This window comes from Protofrankia sp. CiP1_Cm_nod4, from assembly GCF_982290645.1.
In genome coordinates, this window is record NZ_CEVIVC010000264.1 from 1 (window position 1) to 1,774 (window position 1,774).

The 1,774-nt window shown below is 71.7% G+C and carries 1 protein-coding gene; it reads left to right on the top strand.

Translation table 11 applies throughout. The features are described 5' to 3' along the window. The coding region (locus AC5LSR_RS23935) for an RHS repeat-associated core domain-containing protein (protein WP_493469071.1) at positions 1-1,774 on the top strand (1,774 nt) is incomplete at both ends.

Below are 1,774 nucleotides of genomic sequence, written 5' to 3' on the forward strand. Positions count from 1 at the left end.
CGCGGACAGTCGTCGACAGCGTCGTCTACGACGTGAAACGGCGCCGGGAGAAGAGCGTGTTCGGCCCCGCCGGGTCCCACGCGACCGTGACGACGAGCTACGACGAGCGAACCCACCGGGTCACCCGCATCCGCACCACCAGGACCGGCCCGGCCGGCGGCCAGGACCCCGTCCAGGACCTGCGGTACGGCTACGACGCCGCCGGCAACATCCTGCGCATCACCGACAGTGCCCAGCAGGCGAACTTCTACCGCAACACGGTGGTGACCGCCGACCGGGTCTTCGGCTACGACGACCTCTACCAGCTCGTCACCTCCGAGGGCCGGGAGCTCGCCGGGACGGGCCACACCACCGCCGCCGCCGACCGGCGGCCCCCCGTCCGCGACCTGCCCGACCCGAACGACCTGACCGCCGTCGTCCGCTACGTCGAGACCTTCACCTACGACCACGGCGGCAACCTGACCGAGCTACGCCACCGGCAGCTCGCGGCCGCCCCCGGAGCGGAGTGGACCCGGACGAACGTGGTGGCGGCGGCGAGCAACCGGCTGGTGTCCTCCCAGGTCACCGGCGCGTCGACCGCCGCGGAACCGGCCGGCTACGACGGCCGCGGCAACACGCTCACCCTCGGCGGGCTGGTGTTCACCCCCGGCTGGCGCGGGCAGCCGGTCCGCTGCGTCGCCCACGGCACGCTCACCGCCTACTACCAGTACGGGCACGACGGGCAGCGGGCCCGCAAGGTCGTCGTGAAGAACAACGGCAACCGGCTGGAGGAACGCCGGTATGTCGGCGCCGCCGAGTTCGACACCACCACCGTCGCCGGCACCCTCACCGAGGCGCACGAGACCCTGCGGGTGGAGACCGGCGGCGGTGTCACCGCCCTGCTCGAACGCCCCACCATGATCGCCGGCCAGCCGGTCGCCGGCACGACCGCGGCCGGCGCGCCGCTGACCCGCTACCAGCTCGGCGACCACCTCGGCAGCACCAACGTCGAACTGGACGACGCCTGGAACGTCCTGAGCTACGAGGAGTTCCACGCCTACGGCACCACCGCCTACGAAAGCGCCCGCCCCGGCGCCGGAATCAGCCTGAAACGCTACCGTTTCACCGGCGCCGAACGCGACGACGAAACCGGCCTCCAACTCCACGGCGCCCGCTACTACGCCCCCTGGCTGGGCCGCTGGACCGCCCCCGACCCCGTCGGCACGGCCGGCGGGCTGAATCTGTACGGCTATGCCCATGCCGCCCCGACCGCCAATGTCGACCGTTCCGGCCTGGATCCGGACCCGGCCGACGAGGAACGCCGGCAGGACGACAAAAGAATCGAAAGCCTCGGCATCAACCGGCAGCAGCTCGTCGACTTCGCCACGATGCGCCGCGGCGACTTCATCGACAGGTACGGCCTGCGTTTCTGGTGGAACTTCCCGCGGGAAAAGGCCCGGGAACTACCGGGCGAGCTGTTGTACCGGGTCCTCCCGAAAACGGATCAGACGCGCTACCTCCAGCCCAGCGGACGAATCGCGACCAACACGGACGAGTCCGCCAGCAGAGCCCGGGAGTTCAATCCGGGAACGCCCATCGGCGGGGTGGTGCGAAGCGCCGCACACGCGCTCGGCGCGTCCCCGGAGGACGCGGAGAAATACGGCCAGGTCGGCGATCTGGCCGAAGGGCTGCTCCCGGCCGCGGCGGCCGGCGCCGCGCGGATCAGAGCGGCCAGAGCGGCCAGAGCGGCGGAACGGCCCGCCGCTGCCACTGGTACCAGTACCACTGGTAGCGG